General features: G+C 72.3%; 20 protein-coding genes. 9 read left to right on the forward strand and 11 right to left on the reverse strand.

Translation table 11 applies throughout. From position 1 onward, the window contains the following. Positions 1 to 38: 38 nt before the first annotated feature. From NYP07_RS18480 to NYP07_RS18495, 4 genes are read right to left on the reverse strand one after another with little or no spacing between them, the layout of a single operon-like run. A complete protein-coding gene (locus NYP07_RS18480; protein WP_268153084.1) occupies positions 39 to 884 on the reverse strand; it encodes an alpha/beta fold hydrolase in 846 nt (281 codons plus the stop codon). Continuing rightward, positions 881 to 1,975: a branched-chain amino acid ABC transporter permease gene (locus NYP07_RS18485; RefSeq protein WP_268153086.1), complete on the reverse strand. Its 1,095-nt coding sequence runs from the start codon at positions 1,973 to 1,975 to the stop codon at positions 881 to 883. The genes NYP07_RS18480 and NYP07_RS18485 overlap by 4 nt, the downstream gene beginning before the upstream one ends. Beyond that, positions 1,972 to 2,952 carry a branched-chain amino acid ABC transporter permease gene (locus NYP07_RS18490; RefSeq protein ID WP_268153088.1) on the reverse strand — a complete coding sequence of 327 codons (981 nt, stop codon included), beginning with the start codon at positions 2,950 to 2,952 and terminating at the stop codon, positions 1,972 to 1,974. The genes NYP07_RS18485 and NYP07_RS18490 overlap by 4 nt, the downstream gene beginning before the upstream one ends. Next, complete coding sequence (locus NYP07_RS18495; protein WP_268153090.1) at positions 2,949 to 3,767, reverse strand: ABC transporter ATP-binding protein; 819 nt, start codon at positions 3,765 to 3,767, stop codon at positions 2,949 to 2,951. The genes NYP07_RS18490 and NYP07_RS18495 overlap by 4 nt, the downstream gene beginning before the upstream one ends. A gap of 257 nt (positions 3,768 to 4,024) precedes the next feature. Here NYP07_RS18495 and NYP07_RS18500 point away from each other — a divergent pair, with 257 nt between their 5' ends. Further along, complete coding sequence (locus NYP07_RS18500; RefSeq protein ID WP_268153092.1) at positions 4,025 to 5,242, forward strand: IS110 family RNA-guided transposase; 1,218 nt, start codon at positions 4,025 to 4,027, stop codon at positions 5,240 to 5,242. Positions 5,243 to 5,253: 11 nt separating this feature from the next. Here NYP07_RS18500 and NYP07_RS18505 read toward each other — a convergent pair whose 3' ends face one another. From NYP07_RS18505 to NYP07_RS18515, 3 genes are read right to left on the reverse strand one after another with little or no spacing between them, the layout of a single operon-like run. Next, the gene (locus NYP07_RS18505; protein WP_268153094.1) at positions 5,254 to 5,898 is read right to left on the reverse strand and encodes a MotA/TolQ/ExbB proton channel family protein; all 645 of its coding nucleotides are present in this window, start codon (positions 5,896 to 5,898) and stop codon (positions 5,254 to 5,256) included. A 2-nt stretch (positions 5,899 to 5,900) separates the two neighbouring features. Beyond that, positions 5,901 to 6,635 carry a 4-hydroxy-tetrahydrodipicolinate reductase gene (dapB, locus tag NYP07_RS18510; RefSeq protein WP_268153096.1) on the reverse strand — a complete coding sequence of 245 codons (735 nt, stop codon included), beginning with the start codon at positions 6,633 to 6,635 and terminating at the stop codon, positions 5,901 to 5,903. Beyond that, on the reverse strand, positions 6,635 to 7,216 hold the full coding sequence (locus NYP07_RS18515) for an outer membrane protein assembly factor BamE (protein WP_268153098.1): 582 nt from the start codon (positions 7,214 to 7,216) through the stop codon (positions 6,635 to 6,637). The genes dapB and NYP07_RS18515 overlap by 1 nt, the downstream gene beginning before the upstream one ends. 102 nt (positions 7,217 to 7,318) lie before the next feature. On the opposite strand from NYP07_RS18515, the gene fur reads away from it, so the two are divergent. Further along, positions 7,319 to 7,765 (forward strand): ferric iron uptake transcriptional regulator, encoded by a 447-nt coding sequence (gene fur / locus NYP07_RS18520; RefSeq protein WP_268153100.1) that lies wholly within the window; start codon positions 7,319 to 7,321, stop codon positions 7,763 to 7,765. Here fur and NYP07_RS18525 read toward each other — a convergent pair. Both NYP07_RS18525 and rrtA read right to left on the reverse strand, forming a co-directional pair. Further along, positions 7,762 to 8,361: a hypothetical protein gene (locus NYP07_RS18525; RefSeq protein WP_268153102.1), complete on the reverse strand. Its 600-nt coding sequence runs from the start codon at positions 8,359 to 8,361 to the stop codon at positions 7,762 to 7,764. The two genes, fur and NYP07_RS18525, sit on opposite strands and share 4 nt — an antisense overlap. Continuing rightward, positions 8,351 to 8,941 carry a rhombosortase gene (gene rrtA, locus NYP07_RS18530; protein WP_268153104.1) on the reverse strand — a complete coding sequence of 197 codons (591 nt, stop codon included), beginning with the start codon at positions 8,939 to 8,941 and terminating at the stop codon, positions 8,351 to 8,353. Before rrtA ends, NYP07_RS18525 begins: the two co-directional genes overlap by 11 nt. A 132-nt stretch (positions 8,942 to 9,073) precedes the next feature. On the opposite strand from rrtA, the gene NYP07_RS18535 reads away from it, so the two are divergent. Genes NYP07_RS18535 through NYP07_RS18545 form a run of 3 tightly spaced genes read left to right on the forward strand, consistent with a single transcriptional unit; the run spans position 9,074 to position 11,086 of the window. Beyond that, positions 9,074 to 10,225: a PP2C family protein-serine/threonine phosphatase gene (locus NYP07_RS18535; RefSeq protein WP_268153106.1), complete on the forward strand. Its 1,152-nt coding sequence runs from the start codon at positions 9,074 to 9,076 to the stop codon at positions 10,223 to 10,225. 44 nt (positions 10,226 to 10,269) lie between these two features. Beyond that, the gene (locus tag NYP07_RS18540; RefSeq protein WP_268153108.1) at positions 10,270 to 10,614 is read left to right on the forward strand and encodes an STAS domain-containing protein; all 345 of its coding nucleotides are present in this window, start codon (positions 10,270 to 10,272) and stop codon (positions 10,612 to 10,614) included. Between the two features lie 13 nt (positions 10,615 to 10,627). Continuing rightward, positions 10,628 to 11,086: an ATP-binding protein gene (locus tag NYP07_RS18545; RefSeq protein ID WP_268153110.1), complete on the forward strand. Its 459-nt coding sequence runs from the start codon at positions 10,628 to 10,630 to the stop codon at positions 11,084 to 11,086. Between the two features lie 16 nt (positions 11,087 to 11,102). Here NYP07_RS18545 and glnE read toward each other — a convergent pair whose 3' ends face one another. After that, positions 11,103 to 13,823, reverse strand: coding sequence for a bifunctional [glutamate--ammonia ligase]-adenylyl-L-tyrosine phosphorylase/[glutamate--ammonia-ligase] adenylyltransferase (gene glnE, locus NYP07_RS18550; protein WP_268153112.1), 2,721 nt, complete (start codon positions 13,821 to 13,823; stop codon positions 11,103 to 11,105). A gap of 52 nt (positions 13,824 to 13,875) precedes the next feature. On the opposite strand from glnE, the gene NYP07_RS18555 reads away from it, so the two are divergent. Then, entirely contained in the window at positions 13,876 to 17,940 is a 4,065-nt protein-coding gene (locus NYP07_RS18555) for a YhdP family protein (protein ID WP_268153114.1), read from the forward strand. 4 nt (positions 17,941 to 17,944) lie between these two features. Here NYP07_RS18555 and NYP07_RS18560 read toward each other — a convergent pair whose 3' ends face one another. After that, entirely contained in the window at positions 17,945 to 19,102 is a 1,158-nt protein-coding gene (locus NYP07_RS18560; protein ID WP_268153116.1) for an NAD(P)/FAD-dependent oxidoreductase, read from the reverse strand. A gap of 18 nt (positions 19,103 to 19,120) precedes the next feature. Here NYP07_RS18560 and NYP07_RS18565 point away from each other — a divergent pair, with 18 nt between their 5' ends. From NYP07_RS18565 to NYP07_RS18575, 3 genes are all read left to right on the forward strand, one after another. Next, positions 19,121 to 20,008, forward strand: a complete 888-nt coding sequence (locus NYP07_RS18565) for a DMT family transporter (protein WP_268153118.1) — start codon at positions 19,121 to 19,123, stop codon at positions 20,006 to 20,008. 69 nt (positions 20,009 to 20,077) lie between these two features. Then, positions 20,078 to 20,722: a glutathione S-transferase gene (locus NYP07_RS18570; RefSeq protein WP_268153120.1), complete on the forward strand. Its 645-nt coding sequence runs from the start codon at positions 20,078 to 20,080 to the stop codon at positions 20,720 to 20,722. 139 nt (positions 20,723 to 20,861) lie between these two features. Next, on the forward strand, positions 20,862 to 22,337 hold the full coding sequence (locus NYP07_RS18575) for a CYTH and CHAD domain-containing protein (RefSeq protein WP_268153122.1): 1,476 nt from the start codon (positions 20,862 to 20,864) through the stop codon (positions 22,335 to 22,337). Positions 22,338 to 22,351 lie beyond the last annotated feature (14 nt).

Consider the following 22,351-nt stretch of genomic DNA (forward strand, 5'->3'; position numbering starts at 1 on the left):
ACTCTAGGGCTTGAAACCTGACACTGGCTTACGGGCATTCACGGGGTCTGGACGTCGGCGCAGAGGAAGCGCTCGATCAGGCCGATCTGCTCGGCCGTGTTCAGGGCGGGCGCATGGCCGCAACCGGGAATCAAGGCCACCGCCGCGCGCGGCCCGCGCTCACGCATCGCCTGGGCGGTCTCGGCGGTCAGCAGCGTCGAGGCCTCGCCGCGCAGGCAGAGCACGGGCAGGTCGAGCTGGTCCCAGGCGGCCCACAGCACATAGTCGTCCGGGTGGTGCTCGAACTGCTGCACCAGGGCCGGGTCGTAGTGCGTCGTCAGCCGGCCGTCGGGCAGGCGGCGCAGCGAGGTCTCGGTCAGGTGGCGCCATTGGCTGTCGCTCAGGTGACCGAAGCTCGCATAGATCTCGCGGAAATAGGCCTCCAGCTCGGTGACCGTCGCAAAGCTCGGCGGTTGGCCGGCATAGGTCTGGATGCGCGCCAGCGCCGGCGCGGCCAGCTCGGGGCCGTTGTCGTTGAGGACCAGGCGGCGGATGCGGCCGCGCAGCCGGGTGGCCGCGCCCAGCGTGCCGATGGCGCCGCCCATGGACGTGCCGACCCAGTGCACCTTCTGCAGGCCGAGCTGGTCCAGCAGGGCCTCGGCCTGCTCCACGTAGAAATCCAGGCAGTATTCGCGCGCCGGGTCGACGGCCCATTGCGACAGGCCGCGGCCCAGGGTGTCGGGGCAGACGATGCGCCAGCGAGCGCTGAGCGCGGCGGCGAAGTCGTCGAAGTCGCGGCCGCTGCGTGCGAGGCCGTGCCAGGCGATGACGGGCGGCGCGCTTTCGTCACCCCATTCGGTGACGTGCAGCTCGCGGCCCAGGCAGTTGACGTAGCGGGACCTCATGTTGTGCTTCTCCTCCCGTTCCTGCCGCGGGCCCAGGCCGCGAGCCGCAGCCGCCCGACGATGCCGCCGGGGAAGTGGTAGACGGCCAGCACGAACAGCAGGCCCAGCCACAGCAGCCAGCGGTCCGGCGACACCAGCGTGCCGGCGACCGGCAGGCCTTCCACGAGGCCGCCGGCCCACTTCAGCAGCGCCTGCAGATAGTTCTGCGCGACGATGAAGAGCACGCTGCCGATGATGGCGCCGTAGATGGAGCCCATGCCGCCGATGACGACGATGAGCAGCAGGTCCAGCATGATCTCCATGCTCATGGCCGTCTCGGGCCCCGTGTAGCGCAGCCACAGCGCCAGCAGCGCGCCGCCGCAGCAGGCCAGCAGGGCCGCGATGATGTTGGCGCCGGTACGGTAGACGACGGGCCGGTAGCCGATGGCCTCGGCGCGGAACTCGTTCTCGCGGATGGCCTGCAGCACGCGGCCGAAGGGCGAATTGACGATGCGCAGCAGCAGCGCGACCAGGGCCGCGACGGCGACGAACAGCAGGTAGTAGGTCAGCAGCCGGCCGTCGAGCGTGACGCCCAGCACCGGCTCCTCCATGAATTCGGTGGACGGCCGAAGCGCTTCAGGCAGCTGGAAGTTCAGCCCGTCCTCGCCGCCGGTGAAGTCGCTCAGCTGCGACGCCAGCGTCATGAAGGCCGACGCGACGGCCAGCGTGATCATCGCAAAGAAGATGGCCTTCACGCGCAGGCTGGCCAGGCCCATCGCCAGCGCCAGCGCGGCGCTCAGCGCCAGCGCGGCGGCGAAGCCGATGGCCAGCGAGCTCCAGTCCGGGCCCAGCCTGGTTGCCGCGATCGCGATGCCATAGGCGCCGATGCCGACGAACATCGTGTGCGCAAAGCTGACGATGCCGGTGTAGCCCAGCAGCAGGTCGTAGCTGGCGACGAGCAGGATGAAGACCAGGATCTTGGCCGCGACATTGAGCGCCTGCGTGCCCGGGAAGATGAAGGGCGCGCCGAGCAGGCCGACGAAGCAGGCGATGAGCAGCGCGCCGAGGATGCGGCTGCGCGGCAGGTCGTGGGAGAGCAGTGCGCGGATCATTTGGCCCCCACCGGGTAGAGGCCCTGCGGGCGCCACAGCAGCACGGCGACCATCAGCCCTATGTTGGAGAACAGCGCCGCCTTGGGCGCGAGGAAGCCGGCGTAGTTGGCCATCAGCCCGACGAGCAGCGCGCCGACCAGGCAGCCCAGCGTCGAGCCCAGGCCGCCGATGATGATGACGATGAAGAGCAGCAGGTTGACTTGGCCGCCGATTTGCGGCGTGACGCCCTGCTGCACCAGGCCCCACAGCACGCCGCCCAGGCCCGCGAGTGCGGAGCCGGCGACGAAGACGCCGACGAAGAGGCGCCGGATGCGGTAGCCCAGCGCCTCGACCATCTCGCGGTCCTGCACGCCGGCGCGGATCAGCAGGCCGATCTTGGTGCGGTTCAGCACCCCCAGCAGCGCGACGAGGACGGCCAGGCCGATGACGCAGGCCAGCAGGCGGAACTTCTCGACGGCGACGTCACCGATCAGGAAGATGCCGCGCAGCGTCTCCGGCATGGGCAGAGGGATGAGCTGGGCGCCCCAGCTCGCCTTGATGAGTTCCTCGCCGATGATCATGCCGCCCATCGTGATGAGGATCTGCTTCAGGTGCTGGCCGTAGACGGGGCGCACCAGCACGCGCTCGAACACGACGCCGACGGCGGCGGAGACGGCCATGCCGGCGGCGCAGGCGGCGGCGAGGGCCGCGAGGTTGGCGGCGACGCTGTTGCTGCCGGCCCAGGGAGCGAGGGCGGCCAGCACGGTGGTGGCCATGAAGGCGCCGAGCGCGATGAAGACGCCGTGGCCGAAGTTCAGCACGTCCATCAGGCCGAAGACCAGCGTCAGGCCGGAGGCGATGACGAAGACGATGAGGCCCATCGCGAGGCCGGCCAGGGTCAGGTTGGCCCAGGTGCTGGGGCTGCCGGTCAGCGGCAGCGCGAGCAGCATGAGGGCGGCCAGCAGGGTGAGGGGTTTGGGGTCGAGCTTCATGTTCATTGATGCGCCGCCAACGACAACCCCAGCAACCTCTGCTGCAGGGCCGAGTCCTCGATCAACTCGCGCATCGCGCCGTGATGCACGATCCGACCGTCGTCCATGACGGCCACCCGGTCGCCCAGTTCCGTCGCCACGCGGAAGTTCTGCTCCACCAGCAGCACCGTCGTCGCCGTGCCCTTCAGCTCGCGCAGCGCCGCGATCATGTTGGCCACGATGGCCGGCGCCAGGCCCTTGCTGGGCTCGTCGATGACCAACAACTCGCGCGGCTCGATCAGCGCGCGTGCAATCGCCAGCATCTGCTTCTGCCCGCCGCTCAGCTTGCCCGCCGGATGCGCCCAGAAGGTCTTCAACGCCGGGAACAGGCCGAACAGCCACGCCAGCCGTTTCGCATCCAGGTCCGCCAGGCGCCGCGCCGAGCGCGCCGCCAGCAGCAGGTTCTCCGCCACGCTGAGCTCGCCGAAGATGCCCATGGTCTCGGGCACATAGGCGATGCCGCGCGCGGCGATGTCGGGCGTGGCGTGCTTGGTGATGTCCTCGCCCTTGAAGCTCACGGTGCCGGCACTGGCCGTCCACAACCCCATCAGCGTGCGCAGCGTGCTCGTCTTGCCGGCGCCGTTGCGGCCCAGCAGCATCGTCACCTGCCCGGCCGGCACTTCGAGGTCCACGCCGTGCAGGATGTGATACGCCCCGACATGGGTGTGGACGCCGCGGAGTTCGAGCAGGGGTTGTGTCGGCCCCTCGCCCGGCGAGTACGCCGGTCGGTCCCCCGAGGGGACGTGCGCCGGCTCGGGAGCGGCCCAGCGCTCGGCGCTCATTGGGCAACCTCCTGCTTGTTGACATCGACGAGGAGGTGGACCGAGGGTAGGAACTGACTTCCGTGCCCCCATGGTGACTGCCTGCGGCGCTGGCCTCGCGAAGGCCCGTATGAGACCTGCAGCCCATGGGGTGCCGGAAGGCCGTGACGGGCCACTGGATGTAGCGCCAAGCCTTCACCGCCGGAGCGCCAATCAATGAGCTCCCCGCCGGGCCTTCCGACACGGGCAGTCATACCGCAACTCCAAGGAGTCTGTCTATGAGTACTCAAGTCTTTTGCGGATTGGACTGGGCCACGCAAACGCATGCGGTGTGCATCATCGACACCGCCGGCCAGGTCCTGGAACGCTTCGAGGTCAGCCACGACCACGATGGCCTGGCTGCGCTGGCACACCGCCTTGCCCGCTACGGCGCGAACTTGCGCATCGCCATCGAGCGTCCCTCGGGCCTGATCGTCGATGCGCTGGTCGAGGCCGCTCATCAGGTCTTTGCGATCCATCCCAATGCCGTCAAGGCCAGCCGTCCGCGTTACCGCAGTCACGGCGCCAAGAGCGACGCCTCGGATGCTTATCTGCTTGCCGATCTGCTGCGCACCGATGGACATCGCTGGTCCGCGCTGTCCCCACAGTCGGACTCCATCCGCGCTCTGCGTGCCTTGGTGCGCGCTCGCGATGATCTGGTGGCCACTCGCATCGCTCTGGCCAATCAATTGCACTCCACACTCGACGCCTTCTGGCCTGGCGGCGCCCGCATCTTTGCAGCCGTGGACTCGCCCATCGGCTTGGCGTTCCTCAAACGCTATCCATCGCCAGCTTCGGCCGCCGGCCTGAACGAATCTCGCCTGCAGCGCTTCTGTCGTGCCCAGCACTACAGCGGCCGCCGCAGCCCTGCCGAACTCCTCGGGCGACTGCAGGCCGCCGCGCGCGGCATGGCCCCTGCATTGACGGCCCAGGCCATGGCCGACGTGGTGCTCTCGCTGGTCGACGTCTTGACACCCTTGGTCGAACAGATCGCCGCTTTGACTCATCGCATCGAGCGTTTCATCGAATCGCTTCCCGACGGACAAATCATCATGTCCTTCCCTCGGGCCGGACACATCTGCGCCGCTCAGATCCTGGCCGAACTGGGTGATGTCCGTGAGCGATTCCCCAGCGATGACCGACTCGCCGCCGAGGCTGGCGTCGTGCCTGTCACCTATCAATCGGGCAAGACCCGCTGCGTGAGCTTTCGCTGGGCCTGCAATCATCGGCTGCGCAAAGCCATCACCTGCATGGCCGACAACTCGCGCCACACCAATCTCTGGGCTCGCGGCTTGTACGCAGCAGCTCGACAACGAGGCTGCGATCATCCCCATGCCATCCGTATCCTTGCCCGGGCCTGGTTGCGCGTGCTCTGGCGCGCCTGGACCGATCGCAAGACTTACGACGCCAGCCTTCATCTGTCCGCCCTCAAAGCCACTTCTTCTGGCGGGGGTTGACACTGGATGTCTCATTCGTGGTCCAGCAGCTCGCGCAGGTCGTGCGCAAAGCCTTCGAGGTCGGCCTCGCTGGCCGCGACGAGCTTGCCGAAGACGTTGTAGGCCAGCACGGCAGGGATCGCCACTGCCAGGCCGGCGGCCGTCATGATCAGCGCCTCGCCGACCGGGCCGGAGATCTTCTCGATCGTGATGTTGCCGGCCGCCGAGATGCCGACCAGCGCGTGGTAGATGCCCCAGACGGTGCCGAACAGGCCGACGAAGGGCGCCGTCGCGCCGATGGAGGCCAGCAGCACCTGGCCGAACTGCAGCCTCGCGAGCACCGCGTGCAGCGCGTCGCGCAGGCGGCGGGTCAGGCGGGACTCGCGCCGGCCGGCGGCCGCCAGCGTCGCGGCCTGCGTCTCGGCCGTCGCGGCGTCGAGCAGCGGCAGCAGCAGCGCCTCGGTGTCGAAGCTCTGCAGCGCGCCGCGGCCCTCGGCCACGCCGGCCGCAGACCAGAAGGCCGGCACCGCGCGGACCAGGCCGCGGCGGGCGCGGCGCAGCAGCCAGGTTTTCCACAGGATCAGCGCCCAGGCGCTGACCGACATGGCTAGCAGCAGCAGCGCCACGGCGCGGCCGACCAGGTCGCTCTGGGCCCAGAAGTCCGCGAAGCCACCCATGCTCAGGCGAAACCCAGCACGTCGGCCATGCCGAACAGGCCTGTCGCCTTGCCCGCCAGGAAGCGCGCCGCGCGCAGGCTGCCCTGGGCGTAGATGGCGCGGCTGCTGGCCTTGTGGCTGATCTCGATGCGCTCGCCGGTGCCGGCGAACAGCACGGTGTGGTCGCCGATGATGTCGCCGCCGCGCACGGTGGCGAAGCCGATGGTGGACGGGTCGCGCATGCCGGTGACGCCCTCGCGGCCGTAGACGGCGCAGGCCTTGAGGTCGCGGCCCAGCGCATTGGCGACGACCTGGCCCATCTGCAGCGCGGTACCGCTGGGCGCGTCGACCTTGTTGCGGTGGTGGGCCTCGACGATCTCGATGTCGAAGCCCTCGTGCATCGCGCGGGCGGCCATGTCGAGCAGCTTCAGCACGACGTTGACGCCGACGCTCATATTCGGCGCGAAGACGATGGCCGTGCGCTCGGCGAGCCTGGCGATCTCGGCCTTCTGCGCGGCATCGAAGCCGGTCGTGCCGATGACGGCCTTCACGCCCAGATCGGCGCAGGCGGCCAGGTGGGCCAGCGTCGCCTCGGGGCGGGTGAAGTCGATCATCACGTCGGCGCCGGCCAGGCCCGCGCGGACTTCGTCGCCCTTGTCCAGCGTGACGTGCAGCCTGCAGTCGTCGGCGGCCTGAAAGGCCTCGATCAGCATCCTGCCCATGCGCCCGGAGGCGCCCATCACGGCGACCTTCAGCATCACGAGCCCGCCCTGGCCGGCAGGGCGTCCAGCGGCGGGTAGACCCGCCCCGGGGCCGGGCCTTCGGCGGCGGCGGTCGGCGCGGCCTCGGCGCTCGGCTTGGGCGGCGGCAGCGCGTCGCGCTCGGCCTGGCTCAGCGCCAGCTTGGGCTCCTTCTTGCCGGGCTTGAAGGTGTTGACGGAGGCGACGAATTCGTTCTCGGTCGGCAGGTCGTCGGGCACTTCCAGCGTCTTCAGCTTGTCGCCGTCGAAGCTCGCGACGACGAGGCGCCGCTGCGCCGGCGCACCCTGGCGGCGGATCGTGAAGACATAGTCCCAGCGCGCCTCGTGGAAGACGTCGGCCAGCAGCGGCGAGCCGAGCAGGTCGCGCACCTGGGCCTTGGGCATGCCGGGCTTCACGCGGGCGACCATCTCCTTGGTCAGCACATTGCCCTGCACGACCTCGACGCGGTAGGGCGTCAGCACGCCCAGCACCTTGTCGCCGGTGACGGAGGGCAGGGAATCCCAGGTGGGCAGATAGGAGCAGCCGCCAAGCAGCGCGAGCGACGCGAGCAGGGGGAGGGAGGCAGGCAGGGGGCGCATGGGCGGCTGGCAGAAGGGACTTGAAACACCCGCCGGAGGCCCGGCTGGCTATGATCGCGCGGATTCTAGCGGGGCCCATCCCGGCCCCTCGCGCACCCCGCCATGCCCAGCTCCTCCGCCAAGAACCAGACCAGCGACATCAAGAACAGCGGCCTCAAGGCGACGTTGCCGCGCATCAAGATCCTCGAGATCTTCCAGCGCGCCGAGCAGCGCCACATGACGGCCGAGGATGTCTACAAGGCCCTGCTCGGCGAGGGTGCCGACATCGGCCTGGCGACGGTCTACCGCGTGCTGCAGCAGTTCGAGCAGGCCGGCCTGCTGAGCCGCAACCATTTCGAGACCGGCAAGGCCGTCTACGAGCTCAACGAGGGCCGCCACCACGACCACCTCGTCTGCCTGACCTGCGGCAAGGTCGAGGAGTTCTTCGACGCCGGCATCGAGGAGCGCCAGCATGCGATCGCGCGCGAGCGCGGCTTCCAGCTGCAGGAGCACTCGCTGGCGCTCTACGCCAGCTGCGTGAAGGCGGACTGCCCGAACCGGGGCAGCTAGCGCCTGACGTAGCGCGTCGCCGTCAGCGCGTCCGACACCACGCTGCTCTTGTTGTCCACATAGCCCCAGCCGCGCATCGCCGTGCGCACCTCGGCCTCCGACGGGAATGCGCCCGGGCCCTTGGCATGCACGACCCAGACGGTCTTGCAGATCATCGTCGCGTGGAACTCGGCCATGCGCTCCAGCTCGCCCGGCTTGCTGATGACGGCCACCAGCATGCGCGCCGTCTTGACATTGCCCGTCAGCCCCTGGGACAGCGCCTCGGCGAGGGCCGGGTCCAGCGTGCCGACGGTGGGGCCGATCAGCAGCGCCGGGTTCGCGGCGCTGACGCCGAGCCTGGCGGCCAGCGTGGGCGGCGGGGTCTGCAGCTTCTTCAGCCAGCGCTCGCCCTCCTTCGCGCCCAGCTCAAGGGCGACGGCCTCGCCGTCCGCGTCGAAGCACAGCGCCTCGCCGTCCAGGCGCAGCTTCTGCAGCGCGGCGACGGCCCAGCGGCGCCTGAGCGCGCCGCGCAGCACGATGGCGGTCGATTCGAGCAGGGCGGTGGCCTCGGCGGTTTCCTGCCCGACGCGGGCGGTGCAAAGGGCTTCACGTCCCATGCGGGCTCCTGGTTGGTCTTTCGAGGGCGCACATTGTCAGCGCCCAGGCGATGGCGCCCGACAGCGCGCCGCTCAGATGGGCGAAGGGCGCGACCGGGAAGTCGAAATCGGGTGTCGCGCGCAGCACCGGGCCGAGCGGGTGTTCGAGCACGAGCTTGGCGGCGAGGCCGACCAGGATGCCGGCACCGATCCAGCGTTCGCGGCCGCCGCGCATCAGCAGCGTCGGCGCCGCGATGGCGACCAGCGCATGCAGCACGCCGGACAGGCCGGCATAGTGCAGCAACTCGGGCCGCAGCAGCAGGCCGAGCTGGGTCAGCGGCAGCGCGACGAGGCCGGCCGCGACCGCCCGCCCGCCGAGCGCGGCGCGCCAGCCCAGCAGCGCGATGACGGCGCAGCCCGCCAGGTTGGCGCCCAGGTGGAGGGGCGTCCAGTGCACGAAGGCGGCCGTGACGGCGCGCCAGGGCTGGGCCGCGACCAGCGCGGGCTGCCAGTCGAGCCATTCGCGGGGCAGCGGCCAGGCCAGCAGGGCCAGGGCGGCAAGCGCGGCGCACAGGGCCGGCCAGCGGAAAGGGCGTGTCATCGGTGGGACTGGGTTGTCGAGGGTGGCAGTTTGGCATCGGCCTCCCCGGGCCGGCGCGGCGCGGGTACGCTCTCGCCTTTGCGCGGGGCCGGCCGGTTCGGCGCTTTCGTGAACACCGTCCCACCCCGGCCCATGAGCGACCTCCCCGGCGACACCGAATTCGCGCCCGACGACCGCACCACCATCATGAAGACGGTGGCCCGGCCCCGCCCGCCGGCGGGCGACGCGCGCGAGCACTATCTGGTGCAGCTGGATGGCAGCGAGCCCGGGCGGCGCATCCTGTTCGGCCGCCAGCCGCTGCGCCTGGGCCGGCGCGCGCCGGCGGAGGTGCTGCTGTCCGATGGCGAGGTGTCGGGCCTGCATTGCGAGGTGGTGGCGCGCGGCTCGGTCGGCGATGCGCTGGTGACCGACCTGGGCTCCACCAACGGCACCTTCGTCAACGGCCGGCGCGTGCAGGGCAGCGTGCGGCTGACGCAGGGCATGCGCCTGCAGCTGGGCCGCCAGGTGTTCGTGCACGAGTTCCGCACGCCGGCCGAGGTGGCCCATGCGGAGGAACTGGCCCACGACCTGGAGAAGGCCGGCCGCTATGTGCAGTCGCTGCTGCCCGTGCGGCTGCTGCAGGGCGCCATCCTGACCGACTGGTGCTTCCAGCCGTCCACCGCGCTCGGCGGCGATGCCTTCGGCCACTTCATGCTGGACGAGCACCGCTTCGCCTGCTACCTGATCGACGTGTCCGGCCATGGCGCCGGCGCGGCCATGCACAGCGTGTCGGTCATGAACGTGCTGCGCCAGCGCGTGCTGCCCGGCACCGACTTCGCCGACCCGGCCCAGGTGCTGCGGCAGCTGAACGCGATGTTCCAGATGGACGCCCACGACGGCCTGGTGTTCTCGATCTGGTACGGCGTGTTCGACCGCCGCGACCGCCGGCTGCGCTATGCCTCCGGCGGTCACCACCCGGCCTTCCTGGAGGCGCCCGGCGCGGCCGCGCTGGCGTCGCTGCGGACGCGCAGCCTCATCATCGGCGCGATGCCCGATGCCGGCTACGTGGCGGCCGTGGCCGAGGTGCCGGCGGGCGCGCGGCTCTTCCTGTTCAGCGACGGCGTGTTCGAGCTGCATGCCCGCGACGGCAGCGCCTGGGCGCTGGCCGACCTGCTGCCCTGGCTGGGCCGCGTGCCGCCGGGCGACGGGGCACCCGCCCACTGGCTGCAGCGCGCCGTGCTGGAGCAGGCCCGGCCGGGCCCGCTGGACGACGACTTCTCGCTGTTGGCCGTCACATTCCTGTAGTGCGGCCCGGTTAGAAGGAAAGATTGATCTCGCGAGGCCTGCCCATGGAAATCGAAGTCACAACGCTGGACCCCACCGTCAACTGCCTGCGCCTGCAGGGCCGGCTGGACGCGGTCGCCGTGGACCGCATCGAGGTCAGGCTCAATGCCGTCGCCGTGGCGCCCGGCCACGACCTGCTGGTGGACCTGAGCGCCGTGGACTTCCTGGCCTCGCTGGGCATCCGCATGCTGATCACCGCGGCGCGCTCGCTGAAGGCCAAGGGCGCCCGCATGGTGCTGTTCGGCGCCCAGCCGCTGGTGCACGAGGTGCTGGAGCATGTGGCCATCGACCAGATCATCCCGGTCGTGGCCGACCAGGCCCAGGCCCGCGCGCTGCTGGCCACCGACTGAATCGCCATTGCCAATGACGACGCGGGGCGCCACCGCCGCCGGGCTGCCGCCCGGCCCGCCCGCGCTGTCGCTGCTGCTGCGCTGCGAGCTGGCCTCCTGCGCGGTCGCCCACGAGGCGCTGCAGCGGCTGCTGGCGCCCCACCAGCCCTCGGCCCGGGCCAGCTTCGGGCTGGACGTGGTGCTGGAGGAGCTGCTGATGAACCAGATCCTGCATGCCCACCCGGCCGCGGTCGAGCCCGCGTCGGTGGCCCTGCAGGCCTGGGTGGCCGACGACGCGCTGGTGCTGCGGCTGGCCGACCGGGGCATCGCCTTCGACCCGCTGTCGCGCCCCGCGCCGGTCAAGCCGGCCAGCCTGGACGAGGCCAGGCCGGGTGGCCTGGGCATCCATCTGCTGCGGCGTTATGCCAGCGCGCTGGCCTACCAGCGCGTCGGCGGCGAGAACCAGCTGACCATCGTGCTGGCGCTGCGCTGAACGCGACCGCCGCAGATCAAGCGAACACGGCCCGCCACAGCGCGCGCACGGCGTCGCGGTGCGGGGCCAGCGGCGCGGCGGCCTGCTCGTCCAGCGCGGTGGACTGCTCGTCCAGCCTGGCCTTGTGCTGCACGCGGCGCAGCTCGCGGTAGGCATTGGCCGCGCCGACGCCCACGCCGGCCGGCAGCAGGCCGACGGCCTCGCAGCGCTGCAGCAGCGCGATATTGCCGAGGTTGTCCAGCAGCTCGGGGTGGTCGGCGCCATTGGCCAGCACCAGGGTCTGCAGCGCGAACTCGGCGTCCATCATGCCGCCCTCGCTGTGCTTCACGTCGAAGAGGCCCTCGCGCACCGGCCGCGCGGCGCGCACCTTCTCGCGCATGGCCCGCACCTCGCGCCCGAGGGCCTCGGCGTCGCGCGGCGCCGTCAGCACCTGGCGGCGCACGGCCTCGCAGTGCTCGGCCAGGTCGGCGTCGCCCGCGCAGAAGCGCGCCCGCGTGATGGCTTGGTGCTCCCAGGTCCAGGCGGTGTTGCTGCCCCGGCCGGTCTGGTAGGCCTCGAAGTGGGCCAGCGACGTGACCAGCAGGCCCGAGTTGCCGTTGGGCCGCAGCGCGGTGTCGATGTCGAAAAGCTCGCCGGCCGCGGTGCGCAGCGTCAGCCAGGTGATGAGGCGGCGCACGAAGGCGCCGTAGATCTCGGCCGCGTTCTCGTCCTCGTCGTCGAAGACAAAGACGACGTCCAGGTCGCCGCCATAGCCCAGCTCCTTGCCGCCCAGCTTGCCGTAGGCGATGACGGCCAGGCGCGGCTCGGCGCGGTGGGCCTTGCCGAAGCGGGCCCAGGCCCACTGGATGGCGACCTGCAGCACGGCGTCGGCCAGCAGGCTCAGGTCGTCGGCCACCTGCTCGACCGTGATGCGGCCCTCGACGTCGCGCACCAGCGTGCGGAAGACCTCGGCATGGTGGGCGCGGCGCAGCGTGTCCAGCAGCGCCTCCTCGTCGGCCTCGCCGCTGCGCGCCCAGCCGCGTTCGCGATCCTGCAGGTCGGCGATGAAGGCCGCGCGGTCGAAGCGGGCCGTCAGCAGCAGCGGGTCGGCCAGCTCGTCGATGACGCCGGGGTGCTGCATCAGATAGCGCATCGGCCAGCGCGCCAGGTCCAGCAGGCGCAGCAGGCGCTGCTGCACGGCGGGGCGCTCGACGAGCAGCGCGAGATAGCTCTCGCGGCGCAGCAGCGGCTCGACCCAGTCGACGAAGCGCAGCGCGGCGTCCAGCGAGCACTCGCCGGCCGTCACGGCCTGGGCGGCGCGGTGGAAGAGCTTGGCCAGGCGCTGGCGCGATTCCTCGCGCAGGCCCTGCACGCGCGGCGTCTCGGCCAGCGCGCGCACGGCCGCGGCCAGCTGCGGCGGCAGCCCGTTCAGGAAATCCTCGCCGTCGACGGCCGGCTTCGGCCCGCCGCACTGGCCACCTCTGCAGCCGCCGGACTGCTGGGGCGTGCCGTGCAGCAGCGCGTCGAATTCGGTGGCGACAAGCTCGCGCACCTCGCCGAGTTTTTCGAACAGCTCGCAGGCCTCGCGGCTGCACTGCATGCCCAGCGACGCGGCGATCCAGGCCAGGTCGGCGTCGGCCTGCGGCAGGCAATGGGTCTGCTGGTCATCCAGGAACTGGATGCGGTGCTCGACGCGGCGCAGGAAGACATAGGCGTCGGCCAGGCGCTGCGCCGTGTCGGGCTTCATCAGCCCGCCGGCCGCGAGCTGGGCCAGGGCCTTGACGGTGGAGCGGGTGCGGATCTCGGGGAACTGGCCGCCGCGCACGACCTGCAGCAGCTGCACGATGAACTCGATCTCGCGGATGCCGCCGCGCGACAGCTTCACGTCGTTGGCGCGCTCGGGCCGGCCGGCCGCGCGGGCCTTGGCCTCGCTGCGGATCTTGCCGTGCAGCTGGCGCAGGCTCTCGAAGACGCCGTAGTCCAGATAGCGCCGGTAGACGAAGGGCGTGACGAGGTGGCGCAGCTGCAGCGTGCGCGGGTCGCCCGGCGCGCCGGGGCCCGACAGCGGCGCGACGGCGCGGCTCTTCAGCCACGCGAAGCGCTCCCACTCGCGGCCCTGCACGAAGAAGTATTCCTCCAGCATGGCCAGGCTGACGACCGGCGGGCCGCTCTTGCCGTTGGGCCGCAGCGCCAGGTCGACGCGGAAGACCTGGCCGTCGTCGGTCACGTCGCCGATCAGCGCGTAGAGCCGCCTGGCGACGGACGAAAAATATTCGTGCGCCGTGACCGGCCGCGAGCCGTGCGTGGCGCCATCGTCCTCGTAGACGTAGATGAGGTCGATGTCGGACGACACATTGAGCTCGCGCGCGCCAAGCTTGCCCATGCCCAGCACCCAGAACGCGATGTCCTGGCCGTCGGCCGTGCGCGGCTCGCCGTGGATCGCGTCCAGCTCGGCGCGGGCCGCGCGCAGCGCGATGTCCAGCGTGACCTCGGCCAGATGGGTCATCGCCAGCGTGACATCGGTCACGCTGGCGCCCTGCTCGATGTCCAGCACCGCCAGCCGCTCCAGCACCAGATGGCGGGCCACGCGCAGCGTGCTGGCCAGCGGTCGGTCCGCGGCCAGCGTGTCGATCAGCGCCGCGACGGCGGCGCGGTCGGGCAGGCCGGGCGGCAGCAGCGCCAGCTCGGCGCCGTAGCGGCGGCGCACGCGCTGCACATAGCGGCTGTGTTCAGCAACGACGGGAAACAGTGCGCTCATGACCCTGTGCTAGATTGCCTGCCGGCCGGTTTTCAGCGTGCCCAAAGACAACGTGTCTGACTTCTTCTCGGCCGCCCTCCATCACTGCTCCCGCGCCGCCGGCTGGCCCCTGCGCCTGTGCTGGCACGGCCTGCGTTGGCTGCTGCTGCTGCTGGCCCTGCTGTGGGCGGTGGGGGTGGTGGCCTGGAGCGTGTTGCACTGGGCCATTCTCCCGCACGCCAATGACTGGCGCCCCTGGCTGGAAAAGGAAGCCTCAAAGGCTCTGGGGGTAGAGCTGCGCATCGGCCGCATCACGGTCGAATCGGGCGGCTGGATGCCGCGCATGGAGCTGGGCGAGGTGCGCGTGCTGGACGCCGCCGGCCGCCCGGCGCTGCAGCTGCCGCGCGTGGCGGCCGTGCTGTCGGCCCAGTCGCTGATCGCGCTGGAGCCGCGCTTCTCCCAGCTTCTCATCGACGCGCCGGAGCTGACCATCCGCCGCGACGCCCAGGGCCGCATCTTCATCGGCGGCATGGGCCTGGACGCGGCGGAGCATGCCGACACCGGCACCACCGAGGCCGGCCTGGACTGGCTGTTCAGCCAGCCCGAGCTCGCCATCGTGCACGGCCGCGTGCGCTGGGTGGACGAGAAGCGCGCCGACGCCCGGCCGCTGGAGCTGTCGGAGCTGAACTTCATCCTGCGCAACGGCCTGCGCCGCCACGCGCTGCGCCTGGACGCCACGCCGCCCCGGGACTGGGGTGAGCGCTTCACGCTGCGCGGGCGCTTCACGCAGAGCCTGCTGAAGCGGCCCGGCGAGTTCCAGCACTGGAGCGGCCAGCTCTACGCCGACCTGCCGCGCGCCGACCTGAGCCAGCTGCGCCGCCACGTCGACCTGCCCTTCCAGCTCGGCGAGGGCGACGGCGCCGTGCGCGCCTGGGCCGAGCTGAGGGACGGCCAGCCCACCGGCGCGACGCTGGACCTGGCGCTGCGCTCGGTGCGGCTGAGGCTGCTCGAATCCGCGCCCGAGCTGAACCTGGACCACATCGAAGGCCGGCTGGACCTGGCCCGCGCCAAGGACCGCCTGAGCCTGCAGGCCCGGCAGCTCGGCTTCGTCAGCACGGACCCCAATGGCAGCGGCATCGCCTGGCCGCGTTCGGACTGGGGCGTCAGCCTGCAGCTCGGCAAGGGCGACGCCGTGCTGGGCGGCGAGGTCAACGCGCAGCGCCTGGACTTCGCGCTGATGGCGCAGATCGCGCAGCGCCTGCCGCTCGGCGAGCGCGCCCACCAGCTGCTGGCCGAGCTCGACCCCCACGGCGTACTGACCGCCCTCGCCGGCCAGTGGCAGGGTCCGCTGGACGCGCCGCAGAGCTATCGCGTCAAGGCCCAGCTCGACGGCCTGGCCATCGCGGCCAAGGCCGCCAGCCAGCCGGACCAGCTCGGCCGTCCCGGCCTGCGCGGCGCCAGCCTGGAACTCGACGCCAGCGAGCGCGGCGGCAGCGCCCGCCTCGCGGTGCACCAGGGCGAGGTCGAGCTGCCGGGCCTGTTCGAGGAGCCGGTGCTGCCCATCACCCGGCTCGCCACGCAGATGAGCTGGAAGCTGCCCGCACCCGGCGCCAGGCCGGGCGGCGAGGTCGAGCTGCGCCTGCGCGACCTGCAGCTGCAGACGCCCGACCTGAGCGGCGACTTCGAGCTGCTGTGGCGGCGCGCGGCCGGCGCGGCGACGCCCGGCTACCTTGACCTCAGCGGCCGCGCCCAGCGCGCCGAGGCCACCCGCATCGCCCGCTACATCCCGCTGAGCCTGCCCGCCACGCGCAGCTATGTCTCGCGGGCGGTGCTGGGCGGCGAGGCACGCAACATCAGCGTGCGCCTGAAGGGCGAGCTCAACGACTTCCCGTTCGACGGCCCGCGCGCCAGCGGCGTCTTCCGCGTGGCCACCCAGGCCCAGGGCGTGCTGCTGGCCTATGTGCCGCCCAGCGACGTGGGCGCGAACTGGCCGGCGATGGAGGGCGTGGACGCCGAGCTCGTCTTCGAGCGCGCCGGCATGCAGATCCGCAACGGCCATGCCAAGGTGCTGGGCTACGAGCTGGCCGGCGTGAATGGCGGCATCAAGGATCTGCACCACGGTCGCGTGCTGGCCCTGGACGGCACCGGCCGCGGTGCCGGCGCCGACCTGCTGCGCTTCGTGCGCGGCTCGCCGCTGGACGAATGGCTGGGCCACGCCCTCACGACGGCCACGGCCCAGGGCCCGGCCGGGCTGAAGCTGGGCATAGCCATCCCGCTGGACGACGTGAACCAGACGACGCTCAAGGGCCAGCTGCAGCTCGGCGGCGTGGACCTGAAGCTGCGCCCCGAGCTGCCGGCGCTGGCCGGCGCGCGCGGGCGCATCGACTTCGACCGCAAGGGCCTGCAGCTCACCGGCATGACGGCCCGCCTGCTCGGCGGCGACGCCGGCATCGACGGCGGCACGCAGCGCGACGGCAGCCTGCGCTTCGCGGTGCAGGGCCAGGCCACGGCCGAGGGCCTGCGCCGCGCGCCCGAGCTGGGTGCCGTCGCGCGGCTGGCCCAGGCCGCCAGCGGCCAGGCCGCCTACCGCTTCCAGCTCGCCGTCGGCAAGGACGGCCAGAGCGAACTCAGTGTGGCCAGCAGCCTGCAGGGCCTGGGCCTGGACCTGCCGGCGCCGGCCCGCAAGGAGGCCGACGCCGCACTGCCGCTGCGCCTGCTGATGACGCCCACCACCGCGGGCCGCGACGAGATCCGGCTGGAGCTCGGCGCCGGCGCGGCGCCGCTGCTGCAGGCCCAGCTGCAGCGCGACATCGCCGGCGCCGGCTCGCATGTGCTGCGCGGCGCGCTGGCCGTGCAGGACCGGCTGCCCGCGCTGCCGGCCAGCGGCGTGCTGCTGCAGGCCAGTGTCGCCGCGCTGGACCTGGACGCCTGGCAGCAGCGCCTGGGCGCGCTGGGCGGCGGCAGCGGCGCGGGTGGTGACGACGGCGACGCCGCCGGCCTGCTGCCCAGCCAGGTCGCGCTGCGCAGCCAGGCGCTCAAGGTCGGCGGGCGCCAGCTCGGCCGTGTCAACGCCCAGGTCGCGCGCGACGGCGCGGCCTGGCGCCTCAACCTCGACGCCGAGCAGCTGGCCGGCCGCATCGAGCTGCGCGGCGTTAACCTGGGTAGAGGCAGCGTCGACGCCGTGCAGGCGCGGCTCACGCGGCTGTCGCTGCCGCGCGCCGAGGCCGACTCCTTCAGCGAGCTGATCGACCCGGGCAAGGCCGCGGCCAGCAGCAGCCCGCTGCCGTCGCTGGACATCGAGGTCGACGACTTCGAGCTGCGCGGCAAGCGCCTGGGCCGGCTGGAGGTGCTGGCCCAGGCGCCGGCCGCCGCGCGCGACTGGAAGCTGGACAGGCTGCTGATCCAGTCGCCCGACGCGACGCTGAACGCCAGCGGGCTGTGGACCGCCATCAAGGGCGGCGACGGCCGCCGCCGCACCCAGCTCGACTGGAAGCTCGACATCGCCGACGCCGGCAAGCTGCTGGAGCGCCTGGGCCAGGGCCAGAAGGACAGCCCCGTGTTGCGCGGCGGCAAGGGCGTGATGGCCGGCCAGATCGGCTGGGACGGCTCTCCGCTGGCGCCCCACTACCCCAGCATGGCCGGCGCGCTGAACATCCAGCTCGACACCGGCACCTTCCTGAAGGCCGAGCCCGGCGTCGGCCGGCTGCTGGGCGTGCTCAGCCTGCAGTCCCTGCCGCGCCGGCTGCTGCTGGACTTCCGCGACGTCTTCGCCGAGGGCTTCACCTTCGACGGCGTGACCGGCGACGTGAAGATCGCCGCCGGCGTGGCCCGCAGCGACAACATCCGCATCCGCGGCCTGCAGGCCGCCGTGCTGGTGGACGGCAGCACCGACCTCGCCGCCGAGACGCAGAAGCTGCGCGTCGTCATCGTGCCCGAGGTGTCGGCCGGCGGCGCCTCGCTGGCCTATGCGGCCATCAACCCGGCCATCGCGCTGGGCGCCTTCCTGGCCCAGCTGATCCTGAGCCGCCCGGTGGCCGCGGCCAACACGCGCGAGTTCCACATCAGCGGCAGCTGGGACGACCCCAAGGTCGAGAAGGTCGAGAACCCGGCGGCGGCCAGGCCGGCCAGCGCGCCGTAGGCGCCTAGATCACATTGGCTTCGAGCAGCGGCCTGCCGTCGAGCAGCCGCTGCGGCGTCAGCGCCTGGATGAGGGGCGCTGCCTCGCCCGCCAGCAGCTTCGCCATCGACCAGCCGACCGCCGGCGCCTGCTGCATGCCGTGGCCGGAGAAGCCGCAGGCCGTGAAGGCATTGGCCCAGCCCGGCAGGCGGCCGGCCAGGCCGTTGTGGTCGAAGGCGTTCATCTCGTAGTAGCCGGCCCAGGCGGAGCGCACGCGCAGCGCCTGCAGCGCCGGCACGCGGGCCGCGAGCGTGGGCCAGAGCCGTTCGTCGAACAGGCCGTGGTCGATGCGGTCCAGCGGCGCGTCGTCAACATCCTCGCCGCGTGGCGGGCCGCCGGCCAGGATCAGCGCGCCCTCGGAGCGGAACCAGAAGCCGCTCGGGTCGATGACCAGCGGGCAGCCGGGCAGGGCGGCCGGCGTCTCCAGCACGAAGACGTCGCGCTTCTTCGCATGCACGGGCAGCGCGACGCCGAGCGCCTCGCCCAGCGGCGCGCTCCAGGCGCCGGCCGTGATGGCGAAGGCGTCGCCGCCGATGCGGGCGCCGTCCGCGCAGCGCACGGCGCTCACGCGCTCGCCGGCGGTGTCGAAGCCGACGGCGTCCGCCGTGACGAAGCGCGCGCCGCAGGCGCTGGCCTTGCGGCGGAAGGCGCGGTGCAGGGCCGGGCCGTCGAACCAGCCTTCGCCGCCGAGGCCCAGCGAGCCGAGCGCGAGGTCGTCCGTCGCCAGCCAGGGGAAGCGCGCGGCCAGCGCGGCCGGGTCCAGCAGCGCCACGTCCACGCCCTCGGCGCGCTGCAGCGCATGCAGGCCGCGCAGCGCGGCCGCGCCCGCGGCGGTCGCGAGGTAGAGGTAGCCGGGCTCGACGAGGCCCAGCGCCGGCCTGTCGTCGGCCACGGCGAGCTCGTCCGCTGCGCGGCGCAGGAAGGCCAGGCTCCAGCGTGACAGCGCGATGTTGGCCGGCTGCGAGAACTGCTGGCGGATGGAGCTCAGCGACAGCGAGCTGGATGCCCGCGCATACGAGGGATCGCGCTCGACGACGGTCACGTCCGCGCCGTGGTCGCGGGCCAGGAAGCAGGCGGTCGCCGCGCCCATCACGCCGCCGCCGATGAGGGTCACCTTGGACATGCTGGCAGCATAGAGGGCATGACCCGTCACTCGCACCTCGACCCCCGCGCCATCTCGCTGCTGCTGCTGTGCTGCCTGCTGTGGGGCATCAACCAGGTCGCCGCCAAGGCGGCGCTGACCGAGATCACGCCGCTGTGGCAGGCCGGGCTGCGCTCGGCCGTGGCGGGGCTGCTGGTGTGGCTGTGGTCGCTGTGGCGCGGCATCCGCCTGTTCGAGCGCGACGGCAGCCTGTGGGGCGGCCTGCTGGCCGGCGCGCTGTTCGCGGCCGAGTTCGCCTGCATCTTCGTCGGCCTGCAATACACCAGCGCGTCGCGCATGGTCGTCTTCATCTATCTGTCGCCCTTCGTCGTGGCCCTGGGCATGCCGTGGATCGCGCAGGGCGAGAAGCTGTCCGGCCGCCAGTGGGCCGGCCTGGTGCTGGCCTTCGGCGCGGTGGCCTTCGCGTTCGCGGAGGGCTTCGCGGCGCCGCAGGGCTCGCTGCAGTGGTGGGGCGACGCGCTGGGCGTGGCCGCGGCCCTGCTCTGGGGCGGCACGACGCTGGCCATCCGTGCGACGCGGCTGGGCTCGGCGCCGGCCGAGAAGACGCTGCTCTACCAGCTCGGCGTGTCGGCGCTGGCCCTGTGCGCCGCGGCCGCGTTCGCCGGCGAGGCCCTGCCGACGCAGTGGTCGCCGCGGCTGCTGGGCCTGTTCGGCTTCCAGGCCGTCATCGTGTCCTTCGCGAGCTATCTGGCCTGGTTCTGGCTCATCCGCCACTACGCGGCCACCAGGCTCGCCGTCTTCACGCTCAGCACGCCGCTGTTCGGGCTGCTGGCCGGCGCGCTGCTGCTGGGCGAGGGCGTCAGCGCCCGGCTGGTGGCCGCCCTGGTGGCGCTGGCGGCGGGCATCGTGCTGGTCAGTCGCCGATGACTGTCGCCACCGCGCCAGGGCCGGCATTGCGCCCTGCATAGACTGCCTGCTTCATCCCTGGAGACACCCATGATCACGCTGTGCGGCTTCCCGCTGTCGAACTACTACAACAAGGTCAAGCTGGTCCTGCTGGAGAAGGGCATCCCCTTCGCCGAGGAATACACCAAGGCGCATTCGCACGACGAGGCCGTCCTGAGCCGCTCGCCGCTGGGCAAGGTGCCCTTCATCAAGACGCCGCAGGGCGCGCTGTGCGAGAGCCAGGTCATCGTCGACTACCTCGAAGCCGCCTACCCCGACGCGCCGCGGCTGATCCCCGCCGATGCCTGGCAGGCGGCCAAGGTGCGCGAGCTGGTCACCTATGTCGAGCTGCATCTTGAGCTGGTCGCGCGCGAGCTGTATCCCGAGGCCTTCTTCGGCGGCCAGGTCAGCGAGGGCACGAAGAAGCGCGTGGCCCGCCTGCTGCCCGAGAACATCGCCGCGTTCAAGCGCCTGGCCAGGTTCGGCCCCTACCTGGCCGGCGACACGTTCACGATGGCCGACTGCGCCGGCTGGGTCAGCCTGCCGCTGGTGGGCCTGGCCACCAAGACCATCTACGGCGAAGATTTCCTGGCCGCCGCCGGCGTGGACTGGAAGCCCTATGCCAGGCTGATCGGCGAACGGCCGCATGCCGTCAAGGTGGCGGCGGATCGCAAGGCGGATCAGATGCCGAAATGAAACCCCAAGGCAACCACAGAGGCTCAGAGACACAGAGGACACGCGGAGAACGCAGCCCTCTGTGGCTCTATGCCTCTGTGATTGCATTTCTGCATTCGTTTCATCCGCTGCGGGTGGTGCGCAATGCCATGGAACCGATTTGGACGCTCACACCGAGATCGAGCTGAAGTTCCTCGTGCCCGCGGGCGCACGCGCCGCGCTCGCGGCCGAGCTGGCGGCGCGCGGCCAGCCGCGGCGGGCCTGGCGGACCTCGGCCTATCTCGACACGCCGGACCTGCGCCTCGCCCGCGCCGGCCTGGCCTGGCGCATGCGCCGCGAGGGCGGGCGCTGGGTGCAGGCGCTGAAGGCCGCGCGGGGCGGCGCGCTGGCACGCTTCGAGCACGAGGTCCTGCGCCCCGATGCCAGCCCCGACCCTGCCGCCCATGCCGACACCGAGCCCGGCCGCAAGCTGCTGGCGCTGCTTGCCGAGGCGCGCGAGGCCGGCCTGGAGGCCTGCGTGCGCTTCCAGACCCAGGTGCGCCGCCTCACGCGCCGCGTGCGCACGCGCGGCGCCGTCGTCGACATCGCGCTGGACGAGGGCCGGCTGACGGCGGCCGGCGCGGTGCAGAAGCTCTGCGAGCTGGAGTTCGAGCTGGTGTCGGGCTCGGCCGTCGCGATGCTGGCGCTGGCGGAGCGCTGGCGCGCCCGCTTCGGCCTCGTGCTCGACCCGCGCAACAAGGCCGAGCGCGGCTTCCACCTCGCGGCCGGCTCGCCCCACCCGGCGCTGCGCAAGGCCGCGTTGCCCGGCTATGCGGCGGATGCCGGCGCGACGGCGGCCTTGGGCGCCGTGCTGGACGAATGCCTGGACCAGATCGGTCGCAATGCGATCGGCCTGGCCGAGGGCGACCCGGCCCTGCGCGCCGAGCATGTGCACCAGCTGCGCGTCGGCATCCGCCGGCTGCGCAGCGGGCTGCGCGCCTTCCGCGGCTGGGCGGTGGAGCCGCCGGCCGAACTGGTCGATGGCCTGCGCGCGCTGTTCGCCGCGCTGGGCGCCACGCGCGACCGCGATGTGCTCGGCAGCGGCGTCTCGGCCGAGCTGGCGCGCGCCGGTGCGCCGGCGCTGGCCCTGCCCGCCGCGGTCGACGCGCCCGACCCCGCCACCCTCGTGCGGGCCGCCGACGCGCAGCGGCTGCTGCTGGCCTGGGTCGCCTGGCGCGCCGCGCTCGACCCGCAAGCCCCCGCGCCGGACGCGCTGAAGCGCCTCGCGCGCCAGCGCCTGCGCGGCTGGCACAAGGCCATCGCCGAGAGCTGCCGGGCCTTCGACGAACTCGACGGCCCGGCCCTGCACGAACTGCGCAAGCGCGTGAAGCGCCAGCGCTATGCGCTGGAGTTCTTCGCGCCGCTGCTGCCGCGCAAGGCCGCCGCCTGCCATCTGCAGGCGCTGGCCGCGGCCCAGCTCGGCCTGGGCGAGATCAACGACCTCGGCGTCGCCCGCGCGCACTACCAGGCCCTCGTGGCCCGCGACCCGGCCGCCTGGTTCGCCGTGGGCTGGCTGACGGCCCGCATCGCCGAGGTGCGCGAGGGGGCTCGCGAGGACATGGCGCGGCTGGGTGCTGTCGCGGCGCTGCCGCGTTGAGAGGCCGTCGGGCG

Source organism: Pelomonas aquatica (assembly GCF_026712205.1).
Taxonomy (GTDB): domain Bacteria; phylum Pseudomonadota; class Gammaproteobacteria; order Burkholderiales; family Burkholderiaceae_C; genus Pelomonas; species Pelomonas aquatica.

Coding starts and splice junctions, on each gene's coding strand:
- NYP07_RS18570 (WP_268153120.1), top strand. CDS start 20,078: ATGATCACGCTGTGCGGCTTCCCGCTGTCGAACTACTACAACAAGGTC.
- NYP07_RS18560 (WP_268153116.1), bottom strand. CDS start 19,102: ATGTCCAAGGTGACCCTCATCGGCGGCGGCGTGATGGGCGCGGCGACC.
- NYP07_RS18540 (WP_268153108.1), top strand. CDS start 10,270: ATGGAAATCGAAGTCACAACGCTGGACCCCACCGTCAACTGCCTGCGC.
- NYP07_RS18495 (WP_268153090.1), bottom strand. CDS start 3,767: ATGAGCGCCGAGCGCTGGGCCGCTCCCGAGCCGGCGCACGTCCCCTCG.
- glnE (WP_268153112.1), bottom strand. CDS start 13,823: ATGAGCGCACTGTTTCCCGTCGTTGCTGAACACAGCCGCTATGTGCAG.
- NYP07_RS18525 (WP_268153102.1), bottom strand. CDS start 8,361: ATGGGACGTGAAGCCCTTTGCACCGCCCGCGTCGGGCAGGAAACCGCC.
- rrtA (WP_268153104.1), bottom strand. CDS start 8,941: ATGACACGCCCTTTCCGCTGGCCGGCCCTGTGCGCCGCGCTTGCCGCC.
- NYP07_RS18480 (WP_268153084.1), bottom strand. CDS start 884: ATGAGGTCCCGCTACGTCAACTGCCTGGGCCGCGAGCTGCACGTCACC.
- NYP07_RS18545 (WP_268153110.1), top strand. CDS start 10,628: ATGACGACGCGGGGCGCCACCGCCGCCGGGCTGCCGCCCGGCCCGCCC.
- NYP07_RS18535 (WP_268153106.1), top strand. CDS start 9,074: ATGAGCGACCTCCCCGGCGACACCGAATTCGCGCCCGACGACCGCACC.
- NYP07_RS18485 (WP_268153086.1), bottom strand. CDS start 1,975: ATGATCCGCGCACTGCTCTCCCACGACCTGCCGCGCAGCCGCATCCTC.
- NYP07_RS18505 (WP_268153094.1), bottom strand. CDS start 5,898: ATGGGTGGCTTCGCGGACTTCTGGGCCCAGAGCGACCTGGTCGGCCGC.
- fur (WP_268153100.1), top strand. CDS start 7,319: ATGCCCAGCTCCTCCGCCAAGAACCAGACCAGCGACATCAAGAACAGC.
- dapB (WP_268153096.1), bottom strand. CDS start 6,635: ATGCTGAAGGTCGCCGTGATGGGCGCCTCCGGGCGCATGGGCAGGATG.
- NYP07_RS18515 (WP_268153098.1), bottom strand. CDS start 7,216: ATGCGCCCCCTGCCTGCCTCCCTCCCCCTGCTCGCGTCGCTCGCGCTG.
- NYP07_RS18500 (WP_268153092.1), top strand. CDS start 4,025: ATGAGTACTCAAGTCTTTTGCGGATTGGACTGGGCCACGCAAACGCAT.
- NYP07_RS18490 (WP_268153088.1), bottom strand. CDS start 2,952: ATGAACATGAAGCTCGACCCCAAACCCCTCACCCTGCTGGCCGCCCTC.
- NYP07_RS18565 (WP_268153118.1), top strand. CDS start 19,121: ATGACCCGTCACTCGCACCTCGACCCCCGCGCCATCTCGCTGCTGCTG.